This is a genomic window from Metapseudomonas boanensis (assembly GCF_042232855.1).
Lineage (GTDB): Bacteria > Pseudomonadota > Gammaproteobacteria > Pseudomonadales > Pseudomonadaceae > Metapseudomonas > Metapseudomonas boanensis.
This window is the reverse complement of sequence record NZ_CP113889.1, coordinates 5,250,981-5,272,574: the sequence shown is the minus strand read 5'-3', so window position 1 is coordinate 5,272,574 and position 21,594 is coordinate 5,250,981. Positions and strand designations below refer to the sequence as shown.

General features: G+C 58.4%; 22 protein-coding genes. 9 read left to right on the top strand and 13 right to left on the bottom strand.

The features are described 5' to 3' along the window. The first annotated feature begins 83 nt into the window (after positions 1-83). The 3 genes from OXH74_RS24515 (at position 84) to OXH74_RS24505 (ending at position 2,051) form a co-directional block, all read left to right on the top strand. Positions 84-434, top strand: coding sequence for a DUF3703 domain-containing protein (locus tag OXH74_RS24515; RefSeq protein WP_375739263.1), 351 nt, complete (start codon positions 84-86; stop codon positions 432-434). A 436-nt stretch (positions 435-870) separates the two neighbouring features. Further along, positions 871-1,311 carry a YqaA family protein gene (locus OXH74_RS24510; RefSeq protein ID WP_375739262.1) on the top strand — a complete coding sequence of 147 codons (441 nt, stop codon included), beginning with the start codon at positions 871-873 and terminating at the stop codon, positions 1,309-1,311. Further along, positions 1,308-2,051, top strand: coding sequence for a TraX family protein (locus tag OXH74_RS24505; RefSeq protein ID WP_375739261.1), 744 nt, complete (start codon positions 1,308-1,310; stop codon positions 2,049-2,051). Before OXH74_RS24510 ends, OXH74_RS24505 begins: the two co-directional genes overlap by 4 nt. Before the next feature lie 75 nt (positions 2,052-2,126). Here OXH74_RS24505 and OXH74_RS24500 read toward each other — a convergent pair whose 3' ends face one another. From OXH74_RS24500 to OXH74_RS24485, 4 genes are all read right to left on the bottom strand, one after another. After that, entirely contained in the window at positions 2,127-2,453 is a 327-nt protein-coding gene (locus OXH74_RS24500) for a rhodanese-like domain-containing protein (protein WP_375739260.1), read from the bottom strand. A gap of 10 nt (positions 2,454-2,463) precedes the next feature. After that, on the bottom strand, positions 2,464-3,828 hold the full coding sequence (gene chrA, locus OXH74_RS24495; RefSeq protein WP_375739259.1) for a chromate efflux transporter: 1,365 nt from the start codon (positions 3,826-3,828) through the stop codon (positions 2,464-2,466). After that, complete coding sequence (locus tag OXH74_RS24490; protein WP_375739258.1) at positions 3,821-4,765, bottom strand: chromate resistance protein ChrB domain-containing protein; 945 nt, start codon at positions 4,763-4,765, stop codon at positions 3,821-3,823. Before OXH74_RS24490 ends, chrA begins: the two co-directional genes overlap by 8 nt. A gap of 261 nt (positions 4,766-5,026) precedes the next feature. Next, positions 5,027-5,887, bottom strand: coding sequence for a CAP domain-containing protein (locus OXH74_RS24485; RefSeq protein ID WP_375739257.1), 861 nt, complete (start codon positions 5,885-5,887; stop codon positions 5,027-5,029). 809 nt (positions 5,888-6,696) lie between these two features. On the opposite strand from OXH74_RS24485, the gene OXH74_RS24480 reads away from it, so the two are divergent. Continuing rightward, the gene (locus OXH74_RS24480; protein WP_375741675.1) at positions 6,697-8,202 is read left to right on the top strand and encodes an APC family permease; all 1,506 of its coding nucleotides are present in this window, start codon (positions 6,697-6,699) and stop codon (positions 8,200-8,202) included. A gap of 383 nt (positions 8,203-8,585) precedes the next feature. Here OXH74_RS24480 and OXH74_RS24475 read toward each other — a convergent pair whose 3' ends face one another. The 8 genes from OXH74_RS24475 to OXH74_RS24440 all read right to left on the bottom strand — a co-directional run bounded on the left by OXH74_RS24475 (position 8,586) and on the right by OXH74_RS24440 (position 16,687). Beyond that, positions 8,586-9,344 carry a cache domain-containing protein gene (locus tag OXH74_RS24475; protein WP_375739256.1) on the bottom strand — a complete coding sequence of 253 codons (759 nt, stop codon included), beginning with the start codon at positions 9,342-9,344 and terminating at the stop codon, positions 8,586-8,588. 108 nt (positions 9,345-9,452) lie between these two features. Beyond that, positions 9,453-10,202, bottom strand: a complete 750-nt coding sequence (locus tag OXH74_RS24470) for a FadR/GntR family transcriptional regulator (protein WP_375741674.1) — start codon at positions 10,200-10,202, stop codon at positions 9,453-9,455. Positions 10,203-10,455: 253 nt separating this feature from the next. Beyond that, positions 10,456-11,178, bottom strand: coding sequence for a substrate-binding periplasmic protein (locus OXH74_RS24465; protein WP_375739255.1), 723 nt, complete (start codon positions 11,176-11,178; stop codon positions 10,456-10,458). Continuing rightward, entirely contained in the window at positions 11,175-12,548 is a 1,374-nt protein-coding gene (locus OXH74_RS24460; RefSeq protein WP_375739254.1) for a glutamine synthetase family protein, read from the bottom strand. Before OXH74_RS24460 ends, OXH74_RS24465 begins: the two co-directional genes overlap by 4 nt. A gap of 309 nt (positions 12,549-12,857) precedes the next feature. Beyond that, positions 12,858-13,589, bottom strand: coding sequence for a type 1 glutamine amidotransferase (locus tag OXH74_RS24455; protein WP_375739253.1), 732 nt, complete (start codon positions 13,587-13,589; stop codon positions 12,858-12,860). Positions 13,590-13,737: 148 nt separating this feature from the next. After that, positions 13,738-14,178, bottom strand: a complete 441-nt coding sequence (locus OXH74_RS24450; RefSeq protein ID WP_375739252.1) for a flavodoxin domain-containing protein — start codon at positions 14,176-14,178, stop codon at positions 13,738-13,740. After that, positions 14,175-15,470 carry an FAD-dependent oxidoreductase gene (locus OXH74_RS24445; RefSeq protein WP_375741673.1) on the bottom strand — a complete coding sequence of 432 codons (1,296 nt, stop codon included), beginning with the start codon at positions 15,468-15,470 and terminating at the stop codon, positions 14,175-14,177. The genes OXH74_RS24450 and OXH74_RS24445 overlap by 4 nt, the downstream gene beginning before the upstream one ends. A gap of 2 nt (positions 15,471-15,472) precedes the next feature. Then, complete coding sequence (locus OXH74_RS24440; RefSeq protein ID WP_375739251.1) at positions 15,473-16,687, bottom strand: cytochrome P450; 1,215 nt, start codon at positions 16,685-16,687, stop codon at positions 15,473-15,475. Between the two features lie 338 nt (positions 16,688-17,025). On the opposite strand from OXH74_RS24440, the gene OXH74_RS24435 reads away from it, so the two are divergent. The 5 genes from OXH74_RS24435 (at position 17,026) to OXH74_RS24415 (ending at position 20,415) form a co-directional block, all read left to right on the top strand. After that, positions 17,026-17,703, top strand: coding sequence for a type 1 glutamine amidotransferase (locus tag OXH74_RS24435; protein WP_375739250.1), 678 nt, complete (start codon positions 17,026-17,028; stop codon positions 17,701-17,703). Positions 17,704-17,795: 92 nt separating this feature from the next. Then, positions 17,796-19,289, top strand: coding sequence for an aldehyde dehydrogenase (locus OXH74_RS24430; protein ID WP_375739249.1), 1,494 nt, complete (start codon positions 17,796-17,798; stop codon positions 19,287-19,289). A gap of 68 nt (positions 19,290-19,357) precedes the next feature. Next, positions 19,358-19,564: a hypothetical protein gene (locus OXH74_RS24425; RefSeq protein WP_375739248.1), complete on the top strand. Its 207-nt coding sequence runs from the start codon at positions 19,358-19,360 to the stop codon at positions 19,562-19,564. Continuing rightward, entirely contained in the window at positions 19,534-19,977 is a 444-nt protein-coding gene (locus tag OXH74_RS24420) for an aminotransferase class III-fold pyridoxal phosphate-dependent enzyme (protein ID WP_375739247.1), read from the top strand. The genes OXH74_RS24425 and OXH74_RS24420 overlap by 31 nt, the downstream gene beginning before the upstream one ends. Before the next feature lie 84 nt (positions 19,978-20,061). After that, positions 20,062-20,415, top strand: coding sequence for a YkgJ family cysteine cluster protein (locus tag OXH74_RS24415; protein WP_375739246.1), 354 nt, complete (start codon positions 20,062-20,064; stop codon positions 20,413-20,415). Positions 20,416-20,459: 44 nt separating this feature from the next. On the opposite strand, the gene OXH74_RS24410 is transcribed toward OXH74_RS24415, so the two are convergent. Further along, positions 20,460-21,584 carry a hypothetical protein gene (locus OXH74_RS24410; protein ID WP_375739245.1) on the bottom strand — a complete coding sequence of 375 codons (1,125 nt, stop codon included), beginning with the start codon at positions 21,582-21,584 and terminating at the stop codon, positions 20,460-20,462. Positions 21,585-21,594: the final 10 nt, after the last annotated feature.

Genomic DNA, 21,594 nt, shown 5'->3' with positions numbered 1-21,594 from the left:
CTTTAGTAACTACAGGGTTTTTACTTTTACTGTGAGGGGCTCGCCTTGAGCGCTCTCTGCAGCCTTTGAACCGAGAGGTAACTATGAAAGATGCACTGCACTCCGCGATCAACGAAGCATTCGAGCAAGCCGGGCATTCGATGCGCAAACAGCAGAGCGACGATGCCTTTCGCTGGCTGGAGCGGGCCCACATCCTCACGCAGACTCGGCCCTACCTGCACGCAAAGTCCCATTGGATGATGTTGCAGTTGGGCTGGCAGGCCCGTGATTACCGGGAGGTGGCAGGCCAGTTACCCCGTATCGTTGCCGCCCTGTTGTTTTCCAGAATCTGGGTGCCGGCCGGAAATACGGGGCGCGCGCGGGTCAGCGCTTTCGCGCCGATGCCAATCGCCGACGAACTCCAGCAATTACTGGATGGAAAGAGCCTCCGTTGAGTTTGGGTGGCTTTGGCAGAAGCCATTACGCGGATTGCCCCTTCCCTCGTATGACCGGCGCATATCGTTCCTCCTGCCCTGGTGGCACTTCGCCTTACGGCATGTTCATAGCGGCAGTTTCTGCGGATGGCCTCCTGTCCGGGCGAGGTCATAGGCTGCTTTGTACAAGGCTCGGGCGTCTGTCAACAGCAGGGCATTCGGTGCCCCAGGAGGCCAACGAGAGGAACGACGAAATTGATCCTGTCCTCCGAGAAGGATAGTGTGCGGCCGTCAGCCGTCTTGCACAGAGAGCACGGCCTGCTAACAGTCTGGAACACGACCATCAACACCCTCGTCATGGCGTAGTCGGACACAAGGCCGTTGCGCTGCATCGTCACCATGATCGAAAACAGTCGCGCGTGACTGGATAGGGCTGAGCGCACAGGACTGCTTTCAAATGTGGGAACCAACGGGTTATTTCGGGCTCTTCCTGGCGGCATTCGGTGCCGCCACGCTGTTGCCCCTGCAATCGGAGGCCGTACTGGTCGGCCTGCTGCTTACGGACCAGTATCCTGCCCAGGTGTTGCTGGCTGTCGCAATCACGGGCAACGTGCTGGGTTCGACGGTGAATTGGTGGCTGGGCCGTTATGTCGAGCACTTTCGCCACAAACGCTGGTTTCCCGTCAGCGAAAGCAACCTGGACAGAGCCCAGCAGACTTACCACCGGTACGGACGTTGGTCGCTATTGGCGAGCTGGGTGCCTATCATCGGTGACCCACTCACCGTGGTTGCGGGCTTCATGCGAGAGCCGCTCTGGAGTTTCCTCATGATCGTTACCCTCGCCAAGGGGGCGCGCTACGTGGCGCTTACCGCACTGACCCTGGGCTGGGCAGGATGACCGCCCTGGTAGATCGACATCTTGAGGTCCAATGCCGAAACGGCACCCTCGATCTGGTGAAGTGGCTCGCCATGTTGACCATGGCGTTGGATCACCTGCGCTACGTCTGGCCCGAGTTGAGCGGCCTGTTCGTGCCGGGGCGGATTGCCTATCCGTTCTTCTGCCTGGCCATCGCTGCGAATGTCGCTCGCTCGAACGTTGGCGATCTCTTCACCTCGCAAAATGCGCGCTATCTGGGGTGGCTGTTGGTGTTTGCGGCACTGTCCGAGGTGCCTTACCGGATCTACTCCGACCATTCGGCCTCACTCAACGTGTTACCCACTCTGGCACTCGGGCTGGTGATCGCCTGGGGCGTCCATCACCGGACGTTGCCCGGCGCCGTGATGGCCTCGGCTGCCGCCGTCCTGGCCTATATGCTGAGTGCCCCGCTGATGTATGGCTTCATCGGTGCGCTGATTCCTGCTGCATTGTTGCTGGCGATCAAACAGCCTGGCTGGCTATGGCTGTTGCCCGCTGTGTTGTGCGTGCTGATCAACTCACGGAGCCATCTGCTGACCGGAGTAGCGGAGTTGCAGCTTTACCCGCTGCTGCTCCTGACCACGCCTTTTGCGGCACCTATCCTTGGTCTCTGGCTGCTGCGCCAACAGGCCAACTTCAGCGTCTGGCCCGTGAAGCGCTGGGGCTATTTGTTCTACCCGGGGCACCTGATGGCCCTGCATCTGCTGCGCGCAGTGGTGTAGTGCACTGCACTGAACGCGGCGGCGCGGCGGCTTTATTGAGCGACGTCGGGGCAGCATTCGTGAAGCACCTGCCGCCTATGTGGATAGGCTCTGGGTGGGTTGGCCGGCATCGCGCCAACCGGCGAATCCGTCAATCAGGTAGCGTGCGTCGAGCCCCAGTGCCTCCAGCGTGGCAGCAATCCCCTGGCTGATCTCGCGGCCATGGGCGCAATACACAATCGCCGGCCGGTCGCGCGGAATCTGATCTTTCCAACTGAACACGGCCTCAGGGTCACGCCATTGCGCGCCGGCAATCTCGGCTGAGTCGGTCTGCCGCGCATTCGCGCGGCGCACGTCCAGCAGGGTGAAGGTTCGGCTGGCGGCCCGCCATTCCGCCAATTCACAGATCGAGATACGACTCATCGTCCACCTCTCAGTTTTGCAGCAGGTGCACCACCAGCCCGACCAGGGCACAGCCGGCCAGCACCTGGATTACGCTCCGCTTGAAGCGGAACAGGGCAACGGCCGCCCCCAACGCGATCAGCGCCGAGGGCCAGTCGAAGCGACCACTGAAGCCTTGCGGCCAGAGCACGTGGTAGCCGAAGAACAGCGCCAGGTTGAGGATCACCCCGACCACGGCTGCGGTGATGCCAGTCAGCGGCGCGGTGAATTTCAGCTCGTTGTGGGTGGACTCCACCAACGGGCCGCCCGCGAGAATGAAAAGGAAAGAGGGGAGAAAGGTGAACCAGGTGACCAGGGCCGCGGCCACCGCACCAGCCAGGAAGAGCTGCTCGGCTCCGAACATCGGCTGCACGTAGCCACCAACGAAACCGACGAAGGCGACGACCATGATCAGCGGGCCTGGCGTGGTTTCACCCAGCGCCAGGCCATCGATCATCTGGGCTGGGGTCAGCCAGCCGTAGTGGCTCACCGCGCCCTGGTACACATAAGGCAGCACCGCATAGGCGCCGCCGAATGTCAGTAGCGCCGCCTTGGTGAAAAACCAGCCCATTTGGGTCAGAGTGCCTTGCCAGCCGAAGACCGCGGTCAGCAGGCCCATGGGCAAGGTCCAGAGGATTGCTCCGACTACCAGCAGTAGCACCAGGCGTGACCAGCGGAAACGGACATGTGCCGCTGGCGGCGTGTCGTCATCGATCAGCGCCGGGCCAAAGGAATGCTTCGCTGCACCATGGCCACCGCCGACGCTGAATTTTGTCGGCGCGAACCGGCCGCCGAAATAGCCGAGCACTGCAGCCCCCAGCACGATCATCGGGAACGGCACATCGAGGGCGAAGATGGCCACGAAAGACGCTGCAGCAATCGCCCACAGCCAGTTGTTCTTCAACGCACGCGAGCCGATGCGATGGGCCGCCTGGACGACGATGGCGGTCACCGCCGGCTTGATGCCATAGAACAAGCCTGCCACCGCAGGCACATCACCGTAAGCGATATAGACCCACGACAGAGCGATGAGAATGAACAGCGAAGGCAGGACGAAAAGGGCGCCTGCGATCACCCCGCCCCAGGTGCGGTGCATCAGCCAGCCAATGTAGGTGGCCAACTGCTGGGCTTCCGGCCCGGGCAGCAACATGCAGTAGTTCAGCGCGTGCAGGAACCTGCGCTCGGAGATCCAGCGGCGGCGTTCCACCAGCTCCTGGTGCATGATCGATATCTGCCCGGCCGGGCCGCCGAAACTGATGAATCCCAGCTTCAGCCAGAACAGGAACGCCTGGAGCAGGCTGACAGGGGCGGTGCTTGATTGGCCCTGTTCTGCTGGCGGCACAGTGGTTTCACTCATTGGAGTTTTCATCCTTTACGAAAGCGGCCAGCAACCCATCGAAGATGGCGCCGGCCGCGGCCAGAAGTTGATCGTCATCGGCAATGGTTTCACGCAGCCCCGCCAGCACCCGCTCGATACCGGCCGCCTCCGCAGGCGCAGCTCCGCCCACATCGAGGTAATGGACGAGGGCCGCGATCCGGTCCAGCCCAAGCATCTCCAGTTCGAAGCTGGCTTGCAGGGTCTCGAAGGTGACGCGATGGCCGATATGGCTGAAGGCGGCGCCGTCAAAATCAAAACCCAACGCATCAGCAGGGCAATCGCCGGGCGCATCGAGCCAGAGGATGCGCGCATCACGGTCGATGAACCGTTGGATCAGCCAGGCGCTGGCCAGGCGGTCGACCCAGGGTCGCTTCCGGGTGGCCCAGAGACGGCCCTGGAAGTCCCCACGGCTAAGTACCTTGATCGGCAGGTCATGGCTGCCTGGCTCGTCCGCCGACAAGGCTTTGCTGACGGCGGCCTCCAGCTCCTGCAGAGCTGAATCGGTCTGTTGCCGGGCGTCTCCTGGGAAGAAGTCGATGGCGGAGAGCTGGGCAAACGCTTTGCGCAGCTTGCGAATCTGCCTGGTGGAGGTCAGCGCATTCGCCGCAGTCAGCTGTTCACGGCATTCTTCAATATCCACCCGCAACGCGGCGTACTCCTCGACCCGGTCGAACAGCGCCAGGAAGCGTTCGCCCTGGGGATCGTTGATCGGCAGCAGATAAGCGGTGCCCTTGATGCAAAGGATGTCTCGTTCGATGGCTACCAGAGATTCGTGGCAGGTTGCGCTATTGGGCAGCAAGTAAACGCCGTCTCGCAGCACGGCAGCGCCGCAGGCCTTCAAGGCACGCCAGGCACGCATGCGTGCGGTGGCGTTGGCGGTGGGCAGGCCGATGACGAGTGCAAGCCAATCGTTCATGTAGAGCTCAAAACATAAAATGTTGAGAAAGCTACATTACGCCTGATCGCTTCAATACGGAAGCACTGTAAGAGTCAACGGCCTCCTGATAACCAGGATCTCCATTACTGGCTGATCGCGACTGGTCGACACCGACAGTCTTGGGCCGGTGCTGCCGGTTGCGAATGACTGGATCTGAGTCGACATGAACCTTCTGGAAAAAGTCCTGTTCTCGCGAACGGCCATGCAATTGCTCACGCACGGGCTATCCGCGGCCGCAACTCAGGGCGCACCGAACAGCATCGTCCAGTAGATGCCCGCGTCGCTACGCGATTGCGTCGCATAGGCCGCGCCAACCTGGGTAAACCGCGGGTTCATCAGGTTCGCGCAATGCCCGGGGCTGGCGAGCCACCCTTCCATCGCCTTGCTCGGTGAGCCTTGTCCGGCGGCGATGTTCTCGCCGATTTGCCGGCCCCGATAGCCTGCGGCCCGCGCCCGATCCGCAGGCGAGTCACCGTCGTGGCCTCGGTGTGCGAAGTAGTTTCCGTTGGCCATCGCCCGACTGTGTTTCTGAGCCGCCGCCCCCAAGGCGGAATTCCAGGCCAGCGGCCGTGCGGCGGCGAAGCGCTGACGACCGCACATGCGTGGCTTCGCTCGCGCTGCGTTGACCTGGGCCAGCAAAGTCTTGCCCGAAGCTCTCGCATCGCCCAGATGTTCATTGAGCACTGGCCGCGCCAGCACCACCCGCCACTCGTTCCTTCTGCGACTGACGCCGATATCGGTGAACTGCTTATCCAGCAGGGCTCCACAGTAACCGCTCCGGAGCTGGCTGAAGGCTGCCTCGGCGTCCTCTGCCCCGACCAGGCGGATGGTGCGCACCGTCACGGCCTGATATCCGGAAGCCTTCAACTCCTCCCGTAAACGGCCGTTATAGCCGACCGGCAAGGCCAGGCTCGTCTTCAGCGCCAGCGGCGCCAACGCCTGGACCGTGCGTCGCTCGCAGCGCTGGGGGTGGGCACGGTAGCTGTTGATTGCTGCCTGCAATTGCCTTTCCCCGCTGGCATGGGCGGGGGTGGCGAACAGCGGGAGCAACGGAACGACGCAGAGCGAGACAAAGCAGGAGGTGCGGGCGGTTTGGCGCATGGACGGCGAACGGCTCTGATGGGTGGCATTGGCGTCGAAGGTGCGGAGGAATGACCGGAGACGCGACTTGCTGGAGTCGCTGGCAACTGGACTCCGAGGCCGGGGTAAGACTGCGGGCCGCAACGCAAGGTTCACGGGCAAAGGGGACAAATTTGCGGTTTGAGAGGTGTGTCGGATTCTGGCCGGTTTCAGCCTGATACGACAGGCAGCTTTGGGATGGTTGCAAATGGCTGGGGCCGAGTCATTCACTACAAGCCGGATCTGCGCAGGACGGTTGAGGGGGCTCTATCGAATGCGCATGGATTGCCGGTGGCCTTCAAGATCACCGGAGGCGAGGTCAACGTGGGGCACCGGTGCGGCCAGAATCACTCCCTGCGAAGGCACTTGGATCCAGTAATGCTGTCTCCTATCGATTGGGCGAGGCGAGACCAGCGCTAATAAAACGCCTCGAGTTGTTGGCCCGCCTGCTTGTTGGGCAGGGGGCTAGGAAGCAACCGGCATCTCAGCCATAAAAATATGGAATAACATGATTAATCGACGTCGGTTATAGGGCTTGGTAGGTAATCTTTCGGCTTTTCCAGGAGGTTGGTCATCTGTTTTGCGTCGTTTCTCTAGGGTTTCTATCCTTTCAGGGCATAAGTGATTAGGTGTTAGAAAAAATATTTCATTTGACCTAATATGTTTAAGCAGATATTTCTAAGATGTGCAGCAATAACACCTGCGCATCTCCTGAAGCCTGCGTATCGATAGAAAGGGCTCTATCCACTACGTCACTGCCTAGAAGCACAAAAAAGACACGAGGTAGCATGATGACTGATCACCACAAGAACATCCCCGGTGATGCTGACGCCGCACGCCTGGCATCGCTTGGGTACAAATCTGAATTCCGGCGGGACATGAGTCTGTGGGCGAATTTCGCGCTGGGCTTTACTTACCTTTCGCCAGTCGTAGGCATTTACACCCTCTTCGCCACCTCCCTCGCACTGGGAGGGCCGCCGATGATCTGGGCTCTTTTCGTGGCCGGCTTTGGCCAGATGCTGGTTGCGCTGGTGTTTGGCGAGATCGTTTCCCAGTACCCCTTGGCGGGGGGCGTGTACCCATGGGCCCGTCGCCTGTGGGGGCGCAAGTGGGCATGGATGACCGGATGGGTGTATGTGATGGCGCTGTTTTCGACCATTGCGGGTGTGGTCTATGGTGCTGCCCCCTACACCGCCTCAATCATTGGTTTTGAGCCGACCACCGAAGCAACGGTAATTTGTGCATTGGCTGTGCTGGCGCTGGCTACCATCATCAATTTGATGGGAACTCGCATCTTGGCTCAGGCCGCCATCATTGGTTTTACGGCGGAGATCCTTGGTGCTCTGGTGGTCGGCGGCTACTTGCTGATCTTCGAGCGCCATCATGACTTCAGTGTCCTTTTCGACTCGTTTGGTGCTGAAGGGAGTGGCACCTACCTCAGCGCGTTCTTGGCGGCGAGCTTGATTGGCGTGTTCCAGTATTACGGCTTCGAAGCTTGCGGTGACGTCGCCGAAGAGGTGCCGAATCCCGGGCTTCGTATCCCCAAATCCATGCGTCGCACGATCTACATCGGTGGCGCTGCAGCAACCTTTGTGTGCCTGGCGCTGACCCTTTCGGTTGTGGACTTCCGCGCTGTGATCGATGGCACTGCGGGTGACCCGGTCACGGGTGTCTTGAAGTCTGCATTCGGCACCGTCGGCGCCTGGATGGTATTGGGTGTCGTGCTGATTTCCTTCCTGTCCTGTGCGATGAGCCTGCAGGCTGCCGCCAGTCGGCTGGTCTATGCCTATGCCCGCGACAAGATGGTGTTCGGTAGCACTCTGCTGGCGAAGTTCTCTCATGAGAAGCATGTACCGCCCTACGCTCTGCTTCTGTCTGCAATCGTTCCAGGCATCATCGTCGTGGGCTCGATGATTTCTGCTGATGCACTGCTGAAGATCATTTCCTTCTCGTCAGTCGGTATCTACATTGCCTTCCAGATGGTCATTCTTGCGTCCCTGCGAGCACGTCTGAAGGGATGGAAGCCCTCCGGTGAATATCAGCTTGGCCGCTTTGGCCTGCTGATCAATATTGGTGCCCTGGTGTACGGCGTGGCAGCTATCGTGAATATCTGCTGGCCTCGGACTCCTGATGCTGCTTGGTACGACAACTGGATAGTCCTGCTCTCGGCGGCAGCCGTAATTGCAATCGGCTTCGTTTACATGGCGCTTTCTCGCCCCCATCACCGTAGCGATGCACCGCATGGGGATGCCGTTCCTGGCAGTTCCTTTCGAGCGGTGAGCGCGGATGCGGCCTAATCGCCAAGCCTGATCCTGCTTCCACTTATTCTTGGATGCCAATATGCCCTTGTCCTCAAGGGCATATTTCATTGTGCAGTTTGATCGTGGCAGCACCGACAGGCCGAGGCTCGAGGCAAAAAGTGCGGTGCAAAATCCTAAGGCAACGCAATTCACTCCTAGTCTTGCCCAAGATCATCAGGGCAATAGCGCTGTTGCCGAATCTGGATGTTCCAGGCGAAGAGCTGGGCTGTATTTGCTGGAGAGACTATCCAGGGATCAGAGGGGGCGCTCAAAGCGGCATGGGTATCGTTAGAGTCGGTTCAATAGCCCGCCGAAGCTTCGTGGTGAGGTGCTGATATCGCAGCCTCGCCCCTCATCGGACGCAAGCTAGCCAAAGTGATTTATGCTGCCCCTGTCATGTTCCGTCGATTGGGCCGCCGGATGAGTGACCAGTGAGCCGCAGCTTCACCGAGCTCGATTATCTTGCAGTCCGCTTCTGTGCGGTTGAACGCATGATGTGCCATTTCCCCGACCGTCCAGTTGGCGGTGTTGGCTGCAACGACTCGCCCTTCTTCCGTCACTATCAGGGCTTCGTGCTCCATCTTCATCAGGCTTGAGAGCAGAACGCGCTCGAACCGGTGCAGGGCTATATCCGCTCCAGCAATGCCGACAAAGCGGCCGTCGACATAGATAGGCATGGAGAAGGTCAGGATATACATGTCGGCGCCGTACAGATCGACATAGGGGCCAACGACAATATTGTGCCCTGTGTCTCTCGGGCGGGCGAACCAAGGCATGCTTTGATAGTTGTAATAGCTTTCGCTTCGACGGTTGAAGTTGAGGGTCATGGGAACGACTTTGCCCGACGCCCCCACTCGCCACCACTCCAGATACATTTCTTGATCGGCCAGTTCTCCCGGCTCGATCACAACCCCCGTGCCATGTACAGAGGTTCTTTCGGCCTGGAGGTGGGCGTCGATCTTGGGCTTCAGCGTGGCCAGATCCTTGGAGGTAGGCTTCCTCCCTTCCGCGCTGAGTCGCCTCCAGATGTCGACAACCTCATCCGCGAGCGCGGTCAGTTGGCTAAATACGTTACCGATCGAGGCGTTGATGCGTGTTGCACATTCATCAAGCTCGTCTCGGAGAATATCTTCTGGCATGGCTTAGCGTCCCGCTGCGTGTCGTTGAATATTAGTTATTGTGGGTACGTTTCACACACAAACCGTGATCAGATTTGCTCAAGAAACGGGGAGCAAGTGACGTGCCAGTCACCCCTCTTCTTGCGCTAAAAGATTTAGTCTCAGATCTATTAAACGTTTGATCCCACGGGTCACGTGAGCTTCGGCCAGTGCTCCCGCCAGGTTCGAATCACCTGCAATGATCGCGTCAGCTATCGCGCGATGTTCGTACTGCACGGCCTCGGGCCGTTGTGCGCCTTCGACAGGAATCCATAGCAGCTCACCAATCTCGGCTTGCAAGCTCATCTCTGCGTGAGTAAGTCTCACGGATTGGGCGGCTACGGCGATTTCGATGTGGAATCGCGCATCGGCGCGACGCCTTTCCAGTCTTGTCGTCGCTTCCCCTAGTGCCTTGATGTAGTGCTCGAAGCGAGCGTGGTGTTCCGTTGATGAACGTCTTGCTGCAAGACGTGCAGCTGCACCGGAGATAGCGACGTGCTCGTCGCAAAGATCTCGCAGTTCCAATGCGCTCATCTCACTCAATCGAGAGAACAGAAGGTCTTCCGATATCTCGACAGGAGGGCAGACGAAGCTTCCGCCGTTACGTCCCCGGCGGGTTTCGATCACGCCTCGTTCCCGAAGGTAGGCCAATGCTTCCCTGAGCGTTACGGTCGCGACGCCAAATTGCATCGCCAACTCGTTCTCGCTGGGTAGCTGCTCTCCCTCTGCGAAAAGTCCAAGGTCGATGACCTCGATCAGTCGGCGTACCACCTCTTCGGTTCGCCCTTCCTGACGCAGCCGCATGAAAGTGGCTGTCCGTGCACTCGTAGTTTCGTTCATACGTATTCTGTTGGCCTGAAGTGCTTTCACCTGTGACCAGGTGACCATTCCCCCGCGCTAATCCTCGTTCTCTGTACGCTTGAAGCGTGTTGGAATTTATCAGACTTGCCGTCTCTCACGCTCTTATAACCTCTTTCCAGATGTTTTGATTGTACTTGCAAGAAAAAAGGCCGCCTCCTTGCGGGAACGGCCTCAAAAAGCCCGCCTGATCAAAACGAGCTTTGACCATCTGGGCGCAGGGTGAGGGCTGCGCTCAGTTGTTCCCGAACGGGTAGCTAAGGGAAGGCATCCACTTGCGCCAGATCTGTTCCAACTGCCCGTTGGCTTTCACTGTCGCCAGGGCGTCGTTGACCCTTGCGAGCAACTGCCCGTTTCCCTTCTTCACGGCAATACCCCACTTGTTCTGGGTCGGCATGCTAAAACCAATGCCCAGGTCTGCCTCTTCAGCCAGAGGTACCAGCGCGACGTCATCGTCGACAAACGCGTCGATTTTGCCTTCGCGCAGGGCTTGAACCATGTCACCCAGGACGTCATCGCTGTCGCCGCCAAACGGCACGCAAATGCAACCGGTAAAGGTTTCGGCCAGTGCCATGTTCAGGCTATTGGCGATGGCTCCAACCTTTTTGTCGACAAGATCAGCAGGGCTTCGTACCGGGCTGCCACGCAGCACCATCACGGCCTCGTCAAAGACCGCATAGGGCTCGGTGAAGTCCGCGAGCGTCTTCCGGTAGTCGGATATGCCCTGGCCACACAGAATCATTTCACCTTGGTTGGCCTGCAGTGCAGGGTAGAAGTCAGCCCAGTTCTGATAGGCGAACTTGCAGGAGCGCCCCAGCGTGTTTGCCAGAAGGCGACCGAGATCTGACTCGTACCCATGCCGGTAGCCCTCGCCATCCTTCCAGAACAGGGGGGGCGCAGGCAGGTCGGCGCAAATGATCCGGAACTCCTGCAGTGCTTCTTGATTAATCAGGCTCATGGCAGGTAGTCCAGGTACATTTTGCGCTCCCAATCAGTGACCACGCCGCAGGAGCGGGCCCACTCGTCAGCCTTCAGGTCGCGATAGAGCGACGTCATCTCCGGCGGCAGCGCAGCACGGATGACTTCGTCGGCGTCGAAAGCCTGGACGGCTTCACCAAGGGTCAGCGGCAGGCGCGCCGAGTTACCACCTTGCGCATAGCTGTCCTTGCTCTCGGACGGGCCCGGGTCGATCTTGTTACGCAAGCCATCGAGCATGGCGGCCAGCAACAGGGAGTGAGACAGGTACGGGTTCACGCTGGCGTCAGGGAGTTTGTATTCCAGGCGCCCGTTCGCGGAGAGGCGGACAGTGCAGGTCTTGTTGTCCATACCCCAGTTGAGGCGGGTCGGAGCGAACTGCCCGGTGTCCCAGAAGCGTTTGTAGGAGTTTACGGTCGACGCCATGATCATCATCGAACCTGGAGCATGCGCAAGCATGCCGCCGAGTGCGTGCAAACCTATATCGGTCAGGTGCAATTCACGGCGGCCTGGTTCGGCCAGGGCATTGCGGTCGCCTTTCCACAGACTGACGTTGTGGTGGCAGCCGTTGCCCATGCTGCCGGTGCTCGGCTTCGGCATGAAGCTGGCAGTGACGCCGAACTCGCGAGCTACCTGGCGGCAGATCAGGCGATAAGTCATCAGGCGATCAGCGGTCAACTCGCAGGAGTCGAACATCCAGTTCAGCTCGAGCTGGCCCGGGTCTTCGTAATCGCCCTCGATCATGTCGAGGCCCATTGCGTTCGCGTACTCCATGACGCGCTTGTAGATCGGGCGCATCAGCTCCAGGTTGCCCAGATGGTAGGCAGGGCTGGCGCCAGGACGGACTTGTACTTCCAGCTTCTCGCCGAACCACGTCATCTCGGGCTCGCAGCCCGACTTCAGGCGCATGCCAGTTTCTTCGATGAACGCTTTGTGGGTACGAATCAGGTGGCCGCGAGCGTCGGTTGCCAGCGGATCACCGCCATTTTCCAGGCGGTGATCCGGCTCATACAGGCGGCAGAAGAATGAGCCGATGGAACGATCCCACGGCAGGACGTGGAAGCTGTCGATATCCGGCATCGCAGTGAATTCTGCAGCCTGGGCTCCGCCGCCCAGGAGTTCGCCAGCGCGCGTTGTTTGCAGATCGGAGATGGCGGTGCGGTGAAACTGAACGCCTTTTTCCAGGTTGCGGAGCAGGTGCTTGGCCGGGACAACCTTGGCGATGACGCGGCCGGAAAGGGTGACCACCTGGTAGTAGAGGTACTCCACACCAGCTTCACGAATTCGGGCGGAAAGCTCCTGTGCAGTGCTGGAGCTGGTGTTGTGTTCTCTGTGAAGGTCTAACGCTGTCATTCGAGTTCTCCTCTGGCGCAGCATTCGCAAGGCTCTGCAGCTGCTTAATTCTTGTTACTCCCTGCTCTAACGGCTTGCCGTAAGCACCTGGCAGGGGCGAATTAAATTTAAAATATGGTTTTATATCTTTCAACAGATTTTTTTCTGGATACCGATGGGTGGGGTCCCTGTTGGGGCTGCTGAGATCGCAGGGTTGGCGTCCTGCGCTGGGGCAGAGCGCGGCCATTCCGCCTGGTGGAATGGCAGTTGGAGGTGGGCGGGGATGGGCCCCCGCAGGGTGCGGAGGCCTAGTGACTCAGGGAGCGGGGATCAAGAGACGGGGATGCTATACGCATGTTTCCTGAAGAAAGATGCAGCCCAGTGTGCGATTTGGCTGTTATCGACTTCCAGACTCTCAATGCTATCCAGCGCCTTGCTGGAGATTTCTTCCGGAAGCAATGTGCCTCGGAACTTGGTTGCCAGGGCCTGAATGTACGCGGTAGTGAACTCCGGATGGAACTGAACCGAGATGGCTGGGAAATCGTAGGCTAGAACTCCATTCGTGCAGTGGGACGATCCTCCAATGCACGACGCACTGGGAGGCAGGGTTGTGACCTGGTCCTGGTGGAAAATGAAAGAGGCTGCTGCCTTAGGGGGCGCACCGTTCACATACTCATAGACTTGTGCCCCAACACCCCAGCCGTTCTTGGCTTTTGTCGTCTGGCCACCGTACGCATCAGCCATGATTTGATGGCCAAAGCAGATACCAAATACAGGGATTCGTTTCTCCTTGAGCGCTTGTAGGAAGTCAATAAGGCTCAACATCCACGGAGCTTTTTCGTAAGTGCTGTAGCGGGAGCCTGAAAGGATGTAGCCGTCGAACGCTTCAAGGTTGGGGAGTGCTTCTCCCCGCACTGGGGAAATGTAGGTAAAGGCCGCTCCTGGCAAGAACGGAGAAATCCAGCGTTCAATCATTGCAGGATAAGATCCAAACTCATCAATCAGGTCGGCGGGCGTCAGTCCATTTTCAAGGATGCAGATCTTGAGCGGTTCAGATTTCATGTTCTACCTTCTGCGAAGTTCTGATCGGTTGTCGGCTGTTTGGCTTTATTGCAGCTTTGGCAAGGGGAGGTCAGACGCCGACTGTTGATTCAGAAATTAACATGCCGCCTGAGATTGGAATCCGAGGCGGCACTTAACTTGATGAGTTTTAGATTTCCGAGAGGATTTCCTTCGCCCACTGCATGGCGATATCGCCTGGCAGTTCGCCACTGGATGCATCATGAAGGCCACGCTTCCCAATCTGATTCGCACCCAGTTCTACAAGCTGCTCGGAGATGATTTCGCTGCCCCGGTTGTAGGTAGCGTAGAAGCTGTCACCCAAGCCAAAGACGGCAAAGCGCAGACCTGTGAGCTCGGGCTTTTGAGCTCCCAGGGCCGAGAAGAAAGGCTGCGCTGAGTTCGGGAGCTCTCCGTCGCCGTAGGTGGAGCAGACGATAATGTAGAAATTCTCAGGGGACAGTTCGCTGATCTGGAACTTGGACATGTCTGCGGCAGAAATATCAATTTCATGAGCGAGAGCATCTACGATGTCATCGGAAACCATTTCTGCGTTGCCAGTTTCGGTGCCGAAAAGTACTTGTATTTTCATTGGGTGACTCCCTGGGGGTTCTCTTGAGCGATGCTCAACATTTCAAATTTGCTTCTTGTTTTTCGCCGAACTCTTCCGTCAGGAGCACTTTGCAGTTCTTTGGCATCGATACGCTTCCAGTCGTCGTAGCTAACCAAGAGATCCTTTATTCGAGTTGGGATTGCGGAAAATCCTGGTTTGCCAATCGAGAGGGTGCCGGCGCTAATTGCCTGAACTATCGAGTCCGCGACACGCTTAGAGTCAGCTCGATTTTCAGGTATTGTTCCGCGCGGGCCTCTTCTGAACCAGCCGGCACAATAAAGACCAGCGTCCATATAGCCGGCTTCGATATGTGATGCCGCGCTGGTAAGTGCATCCCTGCTCAGATCAGTCCCTTTCCGCTCTTCGAACCCAATGGCGGTGATAACGCTGTCCGCTTTGAGTTGAATGCGTTTCCCGGTACCGTCAGTGCAAACGAAGGTGATCGACTGGACTTCATCCGTGCCGTGAACCTCCTCGGGAGCCCACCCGAAGTGGAAGGTCACCATTTTCCTATGGCCGGCAGCAACGCTTTGGATTTCTTGCAAAGCCAGAAGCGATTCGATTTTTGCGTGCTCCAGCGGATTGGAGGCGGATGTCAGTGACGAGTCCGGGCCGATCTTGAACCGCACATTGCTGAGCTTGGCCAGTTCTTTGATCATCACCGTATCGAACTTCGCCAGTGCAGCGGGCGAGCGCCCGACAATGTCGATGGTCTCGACTGGGTCAGCCAGCAGGTGTGACAGGGATTCATCCGAGATATCCGACCCATCGAACTCGTCATGCGATTTGGCGATCAGACGCAGCAGGTCGATGGCGACGTTGCCGTTCCCCACAATGACGGTGTGCTTGCCAAGTCGGGGAGCGAAGTCGACCTCGTCAGGGTGGTCATTGAGCAGTCGGGTGATTCGACCTGCACCGTAAACATGCGTGAGGTCGTCGCCCGGAATGCCGAGTCTGCGGTCGCCATAGAGCCCCGTTGCAAGAACGACAATGTCATACGCTTGGCGTAACTCATCCAGCGCAAGATCCTTTCCGATCTCGAGATTGCCGATGAATCGGATGTTTTCCCGTTCGAACAACCTTTCGAACTGTCGCGTTACTGCCTTGGTTCCCGGATGGTCTGGGGCCACTCCATAGCGCACCAACCCGTATGGCACGGGAAGTCGGTCAATCATTACGACCTCTGCCTCAGGCCACTCCTTTCTGAGCGCCTGCGCGACGTAGCAACCCGACGGGCCGGTGCCCACAATCGCCACAGTTGGAGTCGCCATCATCAGACCCCTCGGTCGAACTTGATCGGCAGTGCAGTGGCGCCGGTATTGCCGCTATCAGGCAGCCACGTCACTTCACCGTTGTAGGAGGGGCCTTTCAGTCGCTGGGCAAGCAGGCTAAGAGCTTCGGTCATATCACCTCGGGCGATGAAGTGGCCGATGCAATGGTGAGCGCCTGCGCCGAAGCCGAAGTGCGGCTGGCGCTTGGCCGTGATGTCGAACTCTGGGTTCTCGAAGGCTTTGGGGTCAGTGCCGGCGGCTTGGCTGAACAAGTGGACAGTGGTGCCTTTCTTGATTTCCAGTCCCTGGAAGTTGAAGTCCTCGAGCGCTTCCCGGGTTACCCATGTGACAGTCGGGCGAACTCGCATGACCTCCTCGACCGCCGCTCGGGCCAGGTCGGGCTGTTCCCCCAGAAGCTTCCACTGTTCTGGATGCTGGATGAAGGTGTCCATTGCCAATGCGATCTGGTTACGCGTGGTGTCGATCCCGCCAAAGATCGCGAGAACAATCATGTCGTACAGCTCTTGATCACTCAGCGCTGCCTTGTCTTCCTCGTTGGCCTTGACCAGCATGCTGAGGAAGTCATCACCCAGACCGTTCTTCTTGAGATTCTCGACGGCCATTGCTGCATAGCCGAACAGCTTGTCGGTCGCAGCATTGATCTTGGCCTCGTCCTGCTTGAACGTGACGCCCAAGGCCAGGCCCATATCGACGGCGAGCTCTGCCAGCCCGCGCCACTCACTGCGAGGCAGGCCGAGCAGGGAGCAGATCACCTGAGTTGCGTAGGGTTCGGAAAACTGGGAGACAAACTCGCAATGGCCGACATCGATGAAGCTGTCGATCAACTCGTTGGCCATTGCCTGGAATTCAGGGGTCATCTTGCGGACCAGCTTCGGGGAGAAGGCCGGATTCGCAAGGCGGCGAAGGCGGGAGTGGTCCGCGCCTTCTCGACTCAGGAGCATTCTCAGCCACCAGTCCGCAAAGCTTCCGGTCGCCTTGTTGTGCGCCGGCCAGGCGTAACTGCCCTGACGCAGTCGCTGATCGCGAATCAGAGCGTTAACTTCGTCGTATCGCAGAATCGCGATGCCGTAGGGCGTGCGCGCAAACCAGCTTTCCTCACGGGCATCGATTACAGCCTGGGAGCGGATTGAAAATGAAGGGTCAGCCACATCTAGGTAAGGGGCGGCCTCAAGCGTAGTTGGAACACTGGATGACATTTAGACACCTCCGATTTTTGTTAAAGGCTTCTTGAGTGGACATCTCGCCAGAGGCTCAACAGCCCAAGGCCCTGCGCTACGCCATTCGTCTCTCCCGAGGAAGCTGTCTGTAGCCGCCTGTCGAGGGAGTGAGGTGATTTCAATTTAAAATATGGTTTCATATCTTTCAACCGGATTTTTACGCCCGCTTGTCCGATTCGGTCTCTAGTCCACCTTTTCTGTTGCCCTCGTCGGCGATCTCTCGGCCCGGTTTTGGCGTCTAGCAGAAGAGGGATTGGCAGTTAATTAGCTTTAAGATATGGTTTCATAAGTATTTGCTTGCCCCTCAGGAGCGCCCCATGAGACCCGAACGTGCTGTCGCCATCACTCACTCGGATACCGATGTCCTTGGGAGCCTTCCGGATCTGTTTTCCGATCTAGGTGTCCAGCTAGAGGTCATTCCGGTATCTGCAGGCTTGCCCGATCCAGATAGCCTCGGCCTGGCGGTTGTGATGGGCAGTCCCGAGTCTGCTTACGATCACCGGTTGCCATGGCTGGCCAATGAACTGACCTGGCTCCAGTCCGTCCAGGCGAGGGGTGTTCCGACATTAGGGATTTGCTTCGGCAGCCAGCTTCTGGCCCGAGCATTGGGTGGACAGGTTTATCGAAACGCTGTTCCGGAGATTGGTTGGACGCCGCTTGAGACGCCTGATGGCTGGGCACACAAAGGGCCATGGCTCAACTTTCATTTCGATGCGTTCACTCCGCCACCAGGCTCCACCTTGCTGGGACTGACGGATCTCGCCCCCCAGGCTTATCGGAAAGGACGGGCGATGGGGGTCCAGTTTCATCCGGAAATCGATACGGAGATGTTCGATACCTGGACGGCTTATTGGCATGGGACGGAAGAAGGCAAGCGATTCCTTGCGTCGGCTGGCGATCTGCCGGAGCGGATGCGTGCCGAGATTCAGGCTCGAGAGCCCGAGAACCAGGCCAACTGCAAAGCGCTACTTCGCGACTTTTTGAACAACATCTGAGGCTTGCCTCAATAAGGACCTGGATCAGCTCCTGTGCCTGCGCTTTTCCAGAATTAGCCATGCGTTGCAGCAATACGATGAGAGGAAACGACATGATCAACCTGACCCGCACCGACTGGGAATCCAGAGCAAAGGCCCTGAAGATCGAAGGTCGCGCATTCATCAATGGCGAGTACACCAATGCAACTGATGGGGAGACGTTGGACTGCATAAGCCCGGTGGATGGTCGTCTGCTCGCCGAGGTCGCCAGCTGCGATCAGGCGGATGCAGATCGTGCTGTTGTGAATGCTCGTGCCACCTTCAATTCCGGAGTCTGGTCGCAGCTTGCACCTGCCAGTCGAAAAGCGGTCATGATCCGGTTTGCTGAGCTCGTCGAGGCGCACGCCGAGGAGCTGGCCCTATTGGAAACGTTGGATATGGGCAAGCCGATCAGCGACTCGCTGAATGTTGATGTGGCGTGCTCCGCGTCTGCTCTTCGTTGGAGTGGTGAGGCGATTGATAAGGTCTACGACGAAGTGGCGCCCACGCCCCATGACCAGCTTGGTCTGGTAACTCGGGAGGCGATCGGAGTCGTTGCCGCAATCGTTCCCTGGAACTTCCCGTTGATGATGGCTTGTTGGAAGCTGGGGCCGGCTCTTGCTACAGGCAACTCCGTCATTCTCAAACCGTCTGAGAAGTCCCCGCTGACCGCGATCCGAGTTGCCCAGCTGGCCGTAGAGGCTGGTATCCCCAAAGGCGTTCTCAACGTGCTGCCGGGCTATGGTCATACGGTCGGCAAGGCTCTGGCTCTGCATATGGACGTTGATACCCTGGTCTTCACAGGTTCGACCAAGGTCGCCAAGCAACTCTTGGTGTATGCCGGTCAGTCGAACATGAAACGCATCTGGCTCGAGGCTGGCGGCAAGAGTCCCAACATCGTATTCGCCGATGCGCCTGATTTTCAGGCAGCTGCGGAGTCTGCAGCTGCGGCCTTCGCATTCAATCAGGGTGAAGTCTGCACCGCTGGCTCGCGCCTGCTTGTCGAGAGCTCGATCAAGGACGACTTCGTGCCTCTGGTTGTCGAGGCGATCAAGAACTGGAAAGCGGGTAATCCCCTTGATCCGGCGACCAATGTCGGTGCCCTGGTCGATACCCAGCAACTCAACACCGTCCTTTCCTACATCGAGGCGGGCCATGCCGATGGTGCCAAGCTGCTGATCGGCGGCAAGCGGGTGCTGGAAGAAACGGGCGGGGTATACGTCGAGCCGACCATCTTCGAAGGCGTCTTGAACTCCATGCGGATCGCTCGAGAAGAAATCTTCGGCCCCGTACTTTCCGTTATCACCTTCGACAGTGCCGAAGAGGCGATCCAGATCGCTAACGACACGCCCTATGGCCTGGCCGCTGCTGTATGGACGAGCAATATCTCCAAAGCGCATCTGGTCGCCAAAGCGCTTCGTGCCGGCAGCGTCTGGGTCAACCAGTACGACGGTGGTGACATGACCGCACCATTCGGTGGCTTCAAGCAATCGGGTAATGGTCGCGACAAGTCGCTGCACGCGTTCGACAAATACACCGAACTCAAGGCCACGTGGATCAAGCTGTAATGAGCAGGCCATGCCTATAGACAACAATGCCTTGCTCCGTAGGCACGAATTCACGGGAGTGCCCAATCATGAACATGCCTGATCTCACACTCGCTCAAAAGTATGTTGAGTATCAGCTACACCCTTACACGGATGCTCGGCTGCACCAGGAAGTAGGCCCATTGATCATCGAACGAGGGGAGGGCGTCTACGTCTACGATGATCAAGGCAAGCAGTACATCGAGGCCACGTCGGATTTGGGGGTGTGGCGCTGGGTTTCAGCAACGAACGCCTGATCAAGGCGGCTGATCAACAGCTGCGGAAGCTTCCGTTCTATCACCTGTTCAGTCACAAGGCGCATAGCCCAAGCATTGAGCTGGCAGAGAAATTGATCGAGATGACGCCGGTTCCGATGAGCAAGGTGTTCTTCACGAACTCGGGTTCAGACGCAAGCGACACCGTCGTGAAGCTGATCTGGTCTCGCAATAATGCGATTGGGAAGCCAAGATTCGGCGAGTGCTCGAAACCTTCAGTCGTGCGCTCGATGATACCGATCGCTGGTTTGCTCTGGGCTACAACCAGAGCCGTCGGCACCAATGGGAAGGGCACATCCACAAGTCACTGCGATAGTTCGCCCAAGGCGCAGACCGCTCGGCGGCAGCATAAGTCGGTCGCGGCCGATAGGTGCAGGATGGTCGAGGCCATGTAGATGCCTCACGCACCGGCGCAATATAGAAGGAGACATTCGCCAGCTGGCAGTTAGAATGCAGGCGATCACAAGAGAGACCGTTCCATGAGTTGTACCAGCCGAAAGATCGACCAGTTGCGCCGCCAGATCCCCAGCTTCGCCTGCGTGCCTGGCTGCCATGATTGCTGCGGGCCGGTAACGGCGTCGTCCGAGGAGCTATCACGACTGCCCGTGAAGAGCGACGCTGAACATGACGCAGCGCTTGCCGAATGGAACTGCGTGCACCTCGGCCCGCACGGCTGTGAAGTGTACGATCAACGCCCGCTGATCTGCCGACTGTTCGGGACGACCCCCAGCTTGCCATGTCCCCGCGGCCGTGGTCCGGAAGTACCCATTGAGGCGCATGTCGAGCGCCAGGTCCATGAGCTGATTGCCAGCACCCGCCAAGTGCTGGTTTAGCCTATTGGCCGTACCGCAGGATAAATCAGTACTGACACGTCCAATCACTGCGCTGGGATTGTGATCAACGGCAGTTTGTCATTGCTGCCGGTTTCCGACAGCGTGAAGAAGAACATGATGGCCGCCAGTGCACGTTTCGCCTGCCAGTTGGTGTCATCGATCCAGAACCAGTGATCACGATAATGCACCGTCGTGTAAGCGTGCTCGGGCTTTTCCTTGCCGCTGCGAATGAAAATTCGCGACACGCGATTCTCGACACTGCCCTTTTCGACGGTAGGCACCGCACTTTGATCGTTGAGGTGCTCTTGGGGCACATCGATGTAACTGGAAAACGCTGTCATGATCTGCAGCATCGAACGGCTGTTCACCGCCAGCTCGTCCTCTTCTCCGCGTGCCGGTGAATACTTGAGCACGAACCGCTCGCGACCTTCCGATAAGTGAAGCAAGCGACGGACATCTTTCTGTTTTTCCAGAATCTCGGGAGCGACATCATCGCGGCGCATGAATAGAACAGCGGTCCTGCCTTTGACCTTGTCCTCTTCTACGCGCATGCCCACGGCGCCGGCGGCCTGGATATCGCGAATCAACTCCAGCGCACGCAAGAATTCCGGTTCAGCCTCGCGCAGGGCACCCGCCATTGCCGAGCGATTGCGTACACCATTGAGCGACTCGACAGTCAGGCCCAGGATGAAATCCGCTGCATAGCCTGACTGGAGCATGGAGAAAATATTCTTCGGATCGATGGGCGTCAGCAGTCCGATGAGGAATTTTTCACCGGTCAGCGGCACGTAGGTAATCGTGGGGCGATCCGTGTATTTGCCGTTGGCACCCAACACGACGCTGTTGCCTTGAATCGCATCGGCCGACGAGATCTGTCCACCGATGCTGCCGCCGGTTTCCAGCGAATAACCGGCGACGATTGAGGCGACATCGACAAATACAGGCATGTCCATGTAGCGCAACTTGACGATGTTGAGCAGTGTCTGTTGTTTCCAGGAGTCGGCGATGGCAGAGCTGTAGTCGAAGCGATCCAGCGTCACCGTGTCGGGGCCAATGCGTGTGCAACCTGGGAGCGTCAGCGAAGCAACCAGCGTGGTGATGAGGCAGAAGGGGCGGAGTTGCCCCCACTGCCGCTCAGCTTGTACCAAGCCACCGTCATGGTCAGCCATAGTTGAGTCC

Coding starts and splice junctions, on each gene's coding strand:
- OXH74_RS24470 (WP_375741674.1), bottom strand. CDS start 10,202: ATGAACGAAACTACGAGTGCACGGACAGCCACTTTCATGCGGCTGCGT.
- OXH74_RS24465 (WP_375739255.1), bottom strand. CDS start 11,178: ATGAGCCTGATTAATCAAGAAGCACTGCAGGAGTTCCGGATCATTTGC.
- OXH74_RS24410 (WP_375739245.1), bottom strand. CDS start 21,584: ATGGCTGACCATGACGGTGGCTTGGTACAAGCTGAGCGGCAGTGGGGG.
- OXH74_RS24460 (WP_375739254.1), bottom strand. CDS start 12,548: ATGACAGCGTTAGACCTTCACAGAGAACACAACACCAGCTCCAGCACT.
- OXH74_RS24510 (WP_375739262.1), top strand. CDS start 871: ATGTGGGAACCAACGGGTTATTTCGGGCTCTTCCTGGCGGCATTCGGT.
- OXH74_RS24500 (WP_375739260.1), bottom strand. CDS start 2,453: ATGAGTCGTATCTCGATCTGTGAATTGGCGGAATGGCGGGCCGCCAGC.
- OXH74_RS24515 (WP_375739263.1), top strand. CDS start 84: ATGAAAGATGCACTGCACTCCGCGATCAACGAAGCATTCGAGCAAGCC.
- OXH74_RS24480 (WP_375741675.1), top strand. CDS start 6,697: ATGACTGATCACCACAAGAACATCCCCGGTGATGCTGACGCCGCACGC.
- OXH74_RS24450 (WP_375739252.1), bottom strand. CDS start 14,178: ATGAAAATACAAGTACTTTTCGGCACCGAAACTGGCAACGCAGAAATG.
- OXH74_RS24415 (WP_375739246.1), top strand. CDS start 20,062: ATGAGTTGTACCAGCCGAAAGATCGACCAGTTGCGCCGCCAGATCCCC.
- chrA (WP_375739259.1), bottom strand. CDS start 3,828: ATGAGTGAAACCACTGTGCCGCCAGCAGAACAGGGCCAATCAAGCACC.
- OXH74_RS24475 (WP_375739256.1), bottom strand. CDS start 9,344: ATGCCAGAAGATATTCTCCGAGACGAGCTTGATGAATGTGCAACACGC.
- OXH74_RS24440 (WP_375739251.1), bottom strand. CDS start 16,687: ATGTCATCCAGTGTTCCAACTACGCTTGAGGCCGCCCCTTACCTAGAT.
- OXH74_RS24455 (WP_375739253.1), bottom strand. CDS start 13,589: ATGAAATCTGAACCGCTCAAGATCTGCATCCTTGAAAATGGACTGACG.
- OXH74_RS24505 (WP_375739261.1), top strand. CDS start 1,308: ATGACCGCCCTGGTAGATCGACATCTTGAGGTCCAATGCCGAAACGGC.
- OXH74_RS24435 (WP_375739250.1), top strand. CDS start 17,026: ATGAGACCCGAACGTGCTGTCGCCATCACTCACTCGGATACCGATGTC.
- OXH74_RS24485 (WP_375739257.1), bottom strand. CDS start 5,887: ATGCGCCAAACCGCCCGCACCTCCTGCTTTGTCTCGCTCTGCGTCGTT.
- OXH74_RS24490 (WP_375739258.1), bottom strand. CDS start 4,765: ATGAACGATTGGCTTGCACTCGTCATCGGCCTGCCCACCGCCAACGCC.
- OXH74_RS24430 (WP_375739249.1), top strand. CDS start 17,796: ATGATCAACCTGACCCGCACCGACTGGGAATCCAGAGCAAAGGCCCTG.
- OXH74_RS24425 (WP_375739248.1), top strand. CDS start 19,358: ATGAACATGCCTGATCTCACACTCGCTCAAAAGTATGTTGAGTATCAG.
- OXH74_RS24445 (WP_375741673.1), bottom strand. CDS start 15,470: ATGGCGACTCCAACTGTGGCGATTGTGGGCACCGGCCCGTCGGGTTGC.